The 5,722-nt window shown below is 67.2% G+C and carries 6 protein-coding genes; 3 read left to right on the top strand and 3 right to left on the bottom strand.

Going from position 1 to position 5,722, the window contains the following annotated elements; genetic code table 11:
• Nucleotides 1-66 precede the first annotated feature (66 nt).
• The gene (locus ACM6UT_RS22915; RefSeq protein WP_129331929.1) at nucleotides 67-423 is read right to left on the bottom strand and encodes a DUF4406 domain-containing protein; all 357 of its coding nucleotides are present in this window, start codon (nucleotides 421-423) and stop codon (nucleotides 67-69) included.
• Between the two features lie 126 nt (nucleotides 424-549).
• Here ACM6UT_RS22915 and ACM6UT_RS22910 point away from each other — a divergent pair, with 126 nt between their 5' ends.
• A complete protein-coding gene (locus tag ACM6UT_RS22910) occupies nucleotides 550-1,302 on the top strand; it encodes a DeoR/GlpR family DNA-binding transcription regulator (protein WP_416799589.1) in 753 nt (250 codons plus the stop codon).
• 19 nt (nucleotides 1,303-1,321) lie between these two features.
• Here the strand turns inward: ACM6UT_RS22910 and ACM6UT_RS22905 are convergent, their stop codons facing one another.
• Together ACM6UT_RS22905 and ACM6UT_RS22900 are read right to left on the bottom strand one after the other, a co-directional pair.
• Nucleotides 1,322-1,711 (bottom strand): DUF302 domain-containing protein, encoded by a 390-nt coding sequence (locus tag ACM6UT_RS22905; protein ID WP_129331800.1) that lies wholly within the window; start codon nucleotides 1,709-1,711, stop codon nucleotides 1,322-1,324.
• Between the two features lie 101 nt (nucleotides 1,712-1,812).
• On the bottom strand, nucleotides 1,813-2,853 hold the full coding sequence (locus tag ACM6UT_RS22900) for a zinc-dependent alcohol dehydrogenase family protein (RefSeq protein WP_416799588.1): 1,041 nt from the start codon (nucleotides 2,851-2,853) through the stop codon (nucleotides 1,813-1,815).
• Between the two features lie 146 nt (nucleotides 2,854-2,999).
• Here ACM6UT_RS22900 and ACM6UT_RS22895 point away from each other — a divergent pair, with 146 nt between their 5' ends.
• Together ACM6UT_RS22895 and ACM6UT_RS22890 are read left to right on the top strand one after the other, a co-directional pair.
• Nucleotides 3,000-3,884, top strand: coding sequence for a branched-chain amino acid aminotransferase (locus ACM6UT_RS22895; protein WP_416799587.1), 885 nt, complete (start codon nucleotides 3,000-3,002; stop codon nucleotides 3,882-3,884).
• A gap of 233 nt (nucleotides 3,885-4,117) precedes the next feature.
• Nucleotides 4,118-5,245 (top strand): NAD(P)/FAD-dependent oxidoreductase, encoded by a 1,128-nt coding sequence (locus ACM6UT_RS22890; protein ID WP_416799586.1) that lies wholly within the window; start codon nucleotides 4,118-4,120, stop codon nucleotides 5,243-5,245.
• Nucleotides 5,246-5,722 lie beyond the last annotated feature (477 nt).

Genomic DNA, 5,722 nt, shown 5'->3' with positions numbered 1-5,722 from the left:
GGACGCTCGCCGGCTGGACCCCGGATCAAGTCCGGGGTGACGGAGAAGGAGAGCCTGCGCCCCGTCTCAGGCGCAGCCCGGCACGTCTTCCAGCCGATACCAGACCGGGATGCCGCGTTCGGTAGCGATCCGCACGTCGTTGTCCGCCCCCTTCGAGGCGCCGGGCAGGCGGAGCACTCCCTCGCACAATTGCAGCAGCCGGCCCGCGACGGGATGGAAGATTTCCTCGTAGAGGTCGTCGCCGACCGTCTTGCCGCCGGCGGCATGCCAGACCGGCAGCGCCACCCATTCGCCGATCATCGGCACATGCCCCGCCCTGAACAGGGCGTGGGACGGCGCCTCCAGCCGCTTCAGGTTCTCCGCCATCTTCGCCGGATCGTCGCCGGTGCCGGAGCGATAGGGGCCGGCAATCAGGATCAGCATGTTCATCTCCATGGTTTGTTCAGCCTGCGTCCTGCAGGCTGCACGATATTGCGTGTTTTTGCTGGATTGTCGAATCGATTCACGTAATATCGCGAGTATTCACGGATAAACATGCAGGAACATGCAATGCTCGGCAGTCAACGCAGAACGCACATCCTCGAGACACTCCGGCGCGAGGGCCAGGCGCTGGCGAGCGCGCTGGCGCGCGAACTCGACGTTTCGGAAGACACGATCCGCCGCGACATGCGCGACATGGCGGCGGCGGGGCTCCTGAGGCGGGTGCATGGCGGCGCCCTGCCCGTCGTCCCCGACCTGCCGGACCTCACCGCCCGCCGCGGCGTGGAGAACGAGGCCAAGGCGGCGCTCGGGGCGCGTGCGGCAGCCCTGGTTCAACCGGGGCAGATGGTCTTTCTCGACGGCGGCACGACGACGGCCGCCATCGCCCGGCATCTGCCGCGCGACATGCCGCTCGTCGTCGCGACCCATTCGCCGACGATCGCCGCCGAGTTCGAGCACCACGCGATGGTCGAGGTGGTGCTGATCGGCGGGCGGCTCTACAAGCATTCGATGGTGTGCGTCGGCGCGCGGGCGATCACCGCCATCGACGCGATCCGTCCCGATATCTTTTTCCTCGGCGTGACCGCCGTGCACCCGCGGCTCGGCCTGACGACCGGCGACTTCGAGGAGGCGGCGGTCAAGCGGCATATCCTCGGGGCGAGCGCCAGGACCTATGTCGCGGTCACAGAGGAGAAGCTGGACGCGATCTCTCCCTGCCGGATCGCGCCGCTCGATGCGCTGGCCGGCCTGATCGTGCCGCACGGGATCGAGGCGGAACGGCTGGCGCCCTATCGCGAGGCCGGGGCGGTGGTGATGGCGTGAGCGGGGGGCCCCGCCGCCCTCAGATGCCCTCGACCGCCGTCTTCAGCATGTCGCGGACCTGACCCGCGACGGATTTCAGCGAGGGATTGGGGATTGCCTCCATGGACGCGACCGGATCGATCGCGCTCACCATCACCGAGGCCGGGCCGGTGCGGCGCACGATGACATTGCAGGGAAGCATGGCGCCGACCTTCGGTTCGAGGCCGATCGCCTGATGCGCCATGGTCGGATTGCAGGCGCCGAGGATCAGGTAGTCGTCGACGTCCTTGTCGAGCTTCTTCTTCAGCGTCGCCTTGACGTCGATTTCGGTCAGGACGCCGAAACCCTGCGCGGAAAGGGCCGCGCGCGTCTTCTCCACCACCTTCGCGAAATCCTCGCCTTCGAACGTCCGGTCGATCGTATAGGCCATGTCTTCCTCCCTTGCGGTCATCGGACGGCGATTGAACACGCCGAACCCGGCCGCTTTGCGGCAAGCCGGTCCATCGCGGTGGCCAGCGGGAGGGCCGCCCCTCAGAACCGGGTGATCACGCTGATGCCGAGGTCGCTCGCCCGGTCCATCGCGACGAGCGCGGGCACGGCCTCTTCCAGCGAAATCTCGCGGCCGATCAACTGCTTCGGATCGAGCTTGCCGGCGGCCATCATCGACAGCATCGCGTCGTAGCGCCAGGCCTGCATGCCGTGGCTGCCGTAGATTTCGAGTTCGTGGCCGATCACCTGCGCCATCGGGATCTCAGGCGTCGCATGCTCTCCGAGCATCAGCCCGACCTGCACGTGACGGCCGCGGCGGCGCAGGTTCTTGATCGAGTTGAAGCAGGTGACGGGCGAGCCGAGCGCATCGATCGAGACATGCGCGCCGCCTTGGGTGATCTCGCGCACCGCGCCGGCGACGTCATCGGTCTCGCGCCCGTTGATCGCGGCGACCGCCCCGAGCTTGCGGGCGAAGGCGAGCTTCTCTTCCGAAATGTCGATCGCGATCGGATTGGCGCCGAGTGCTGCGGCGATCATGATCGCCGAGAGGCCGACGCCGCCGCAGCCGTGCACCGCCACCCATTCGCCGCCCTTTACCCGCGCCTGGTCGGCGACGGCGCGGAAGGAGGTGGCAAAACGGCAGCCGAGGCTGGCGGCGGTGGCAAAATCCATCTCTTCCGGCAGGTGGACGAGGTTCTGGTCGGCATAGTCGATCGCCACGTATTCGGCGAACGAGCCCCAGTGGGTGAAGCCCGGCTGGAACTGTGCCTCGCAGACCTGCTGGTTGCCGGAGCGGCATTCGCCGCAGCGGCCGCAGCCGGAAACGAAGGGCACGGTCACCCGGTCGCCGACCTTGTAGCGCATCACCCCGCGGCCGGTCGCGGCGATCACGCCGGCGAGCTCGTGGCCCGGCACGTGCGGCAGTCGGATGTCGGGATCGTGGCCCATCCAGCCGTGCCAGTCGCTGCGGCAGAGCCCGGATGCCTCCACCTTGATGACGACGCCGTTCTCCGTCGGGGTCGGATCGGGAAGCACCCGGATCTCCGGCGTCTTCTCGAAGGCTTCGTAATACATGGCTCTCATCGGTCGTCTCCTGCGCATTCTGGCGCGCAACCTATCGCAAGACGCGGGCATGGAGGCATGACTATTTTTGATGTACCCATTCACCCCAATTCTGCTTTTTCCGGATAGATCGGAAGGATTGAAAGACAGGAAACGAGGAGAAGCCGATGGCTGTCGATACTTCCGCCCGCACGCCCACATGGACCTTCGTCGACGGCGAATGGATCGCCGGTAACCCGCCGCTGATCGGGCCGGTGTCGCACGCCATGTGGCTCGGCTCGACGGTGTTCGACGGCGCGCGCTGGTTCGACGGCATCGCCCCCGATCTCGACCTCCACTGCCGGCGTGTCAACCGCTCGGCGGTCGCCATGGGCATGGCGGCGACGGTGCCGGCGGAAGAGATCGAGCGGCTGGCGCTCGAAGGGGCAAAGAAGTTCGACGGCAAGACGGCGATCTACATCAAGCCGATGTACTGGGCCGAGCATGGCCAGGCCGGCTCGGTCGTCGCTGCCGATCCGGCATCCACCCGTTTCGCCCTTTGCCTGTTCGAGGCGCCGATGCACACCGCGAAGCCGCATTCGCTGACGCTCTCGCCCTATCGCCGCCCGACGCCGGAATGCGCCATGACCGACGCCAAGACCGGCAGCCTCTATCCGAATTCCGGACGCATGATCATCGAGGCGCGCGCCCGCGGCTTCGACAACGCGCTGGTGCGCGACATGAACGGCAATATCGCCGAAACCGCCTCCTCGAACGTCTTCATGGTGAAGGAGGGCATCGTCTTCACGCCGGCCGCCAACCGCGCCTTCCTCGCCGGCATCACCCGTGCGCGGGTCATCGGCCTCCTGCGCGAGGCGGGCTACGAAGTGCGCGAGGCGACGCTCTCGGTCGAGGACTTCATGGGAGCCGACGAAATCTTCACCAGCGGCAACTATTCCAAGGTCGCGCCGGTCAACCGCCTCGACGACCGCGAACTGCAGGAAGGGCCGGTCGCCCGCAAGGCGCTCGAACTCTACATGGACTGGGCCTACGGCCGCAAAGCCGCCGCCTGAGGGCTGGCCTGCCCGACGGTATATCACGGCGCCGACCGGAAACGCCCTCTTCTCCCCGCCTACGGGGTGAGGAGCGGTTCGTGGCGACGCCACGAGTCGATCTCCCCCTCAAGGGGGGAGATCGGGTGGCCTCATATATCGCCGTCACCGCGCGCTCCTGTGGCGAAGCGCCTCTTTCCAGAAATAGTAAACCTTCGTATATATGAAGAGACGTTGTTTCTCTGGAGGTCGCTGTGGCCAATATCACCGTTCTCGGCTCCGGTTTCGGGGCGCTCACCACCATCCGCGAACTGCGCCGCCAGGGCGTCGAGGACGAAATCACGGTGATCTCGCCGCGGGACGAGCTGCATTACCTGCCGAGTTCGATCTGGCTGCCGGCCGGCCTTCGCAAGGGCAGTGCACTCAGGATCCCGCTCGGCAACTTCTTCGCCCGCCACCGCGTGCGCCACGTGAAGGCCTCGGTCACCGGCCTTGCCGAGGGCGGCCGCAAGGTGCTGACCGATGCCGGCGAGTTTTCGAACGACCAGCTGGTGATCGCGACCGGTGGCCGCTTCATCCGCAAGCTCCCCGGCATCGAGCACGCGCTCGTCCCCTGCGAGGGGATCGCCGTCGGCGAGGAAATCGACCGCCGGCTCGAGGGGATGTCCGGCGGCACCATCGCCGTCGGTTTCGCCGCCAATCCGAACGAACAGTCCGCCGTGCGTGGCGGCCCGATGTTCGAGTTCCTGTTCATCATCGACACGCTGCTGCGCCGTCAGCGCCGACGCGACCGCTTCAAGCTGGTCTTCTTCAGCCCGGCGGCACGCCCCGGACAGCGCCTCGGCGACAAGGCGGTCGACGGGCTGCTCGCCGAGATGGCCCGCCGCGGCATCGAGACCCGGCTCGGCCACAAGATGGTGCGCCTCGAGGCCGACAAGGTGGTGACGGAGGGCGGCGAGTTTCCCGCCGACCTCATCCTCTTCATGTCGGGGCTCACCGGTCCCGCATGGCTCTCCGCGGCCGACCTGCCGCTCTCGCCGGGCGGCATGATCGAGGCCGACGAGAAGTGCCGCGTGCCGGGCCGGCCGGGTGTCTGGGTGGTCGGCGACAGCGGCAGCTTCAAAGGGCCGGACTGGATGCCGAAACAGGCGCACCAGGCCGACCTGCAGGCGAAGGCCGCCGCCGCCAACATCGCCGCGGTCCTCAAAGGCCGTCCGCCGCAGACGGACTTCAAGCCGGAGCTCATCTGCATCATCGACACGCTCGACAGCGGCATCCTCGTCTACCGCAGCACGACGCGCGGCTTCGTCACGCCGCGGCTCAAGGTCTTCCACTGGCTGAAACGCGCCTTCGAGCGGCTCTATCTGAAGGCTTACCGGTAGGACTGCACCAGACGGATGTCCCCCTTGAGGGGGAGGGCTATCGCATATGGGATACCGGTGGCGGCTCNACGCGCGGCTTCGTCACGCCGCGGCTCAAGGTCTTCCACTGGCTGAAACGCGCCTTCGAGCGGCTCTATCTGAAGGCTTACCGGTAGGACTGCACCAGACGGATGTCCCCCTTGAGGGGGAGGGCTATCGCATATGGGATACCGGTGGCGGCTCCGGCCTCCCTCTTCTCCCCTCGGGGAGAAGTGCCGAGCGTATGCGAGGCGATGAGGGGGCTGCCCGGCACGGCTTTTGCGCTTCGCGCCCCCCTCATCCGGCCCTGCGGGCCACCTTCTCCCCGCTGGGGAGAAGAGACAAGCGGCACCGCGCCGACCGTTCTCTCTGCTCCCCGTCGGGGAAAGGGCAGAGGTCGTGACGCGCCATGCATCCTCCGTCATGCCGGGCTCGACCCGGCATCCTGTGTATCGTGTG

Source organism: Ciceribacter azotifigens, from assembly GCF_048159625.1.
GTDB classification, from domain to species: Bacteria; Pseudomonadota; Alphaproteobacteria; order Rhizobiales; family Rhizobiaceae; genus Allorhizobium; species Allorhizobium azotifigens.
This window is presented reverse-complemented; position numbering and strand designations above follow the sequence as displayed.

What these genes read in the sequence shown, in the direction of transcription:
- ACM6UT_RS22900 (WP_416799588.1), bottom strand. Translation starts at nt 2,853, where the DNA reads ATGAGAGCCATGTATTACGAAGCCTTCGAGAAGACGCCGGAGATCCGG.
- ACM6UT_RS22910 (WP_416799589.1), top strand. Translation starts at nt 550, where the DNA reads ATGCTCGGCAGTCAACGCAGAACGCACATCCTCGAGACACTCCGGCGC.
- ACM6UT_RS22905 (WP_129331800.1), bottom strand. Translation starts at nt 1,711, where the DNA reads ATGGCCTATACGATCGACCGGACGTTCGAAGGCGAGGATTTCGCGAAG.
- ACM6UT_RS22915 (WP_129331929.1), bottom strand. Translation starts at nt 423, where the DNA reads ATGCTGATCCTGATTGCCGGCCCCTATCGCTCCGGCACCGGCGACGAT.
- ACM6UT_RS22895 (WP_416799587.1), top strand. Translation starts at nt 3,000, where the DNA reads ATGGCTGTCGATACTTCCGCCCGCACGCCCACATGGACCTTCGTCGAC.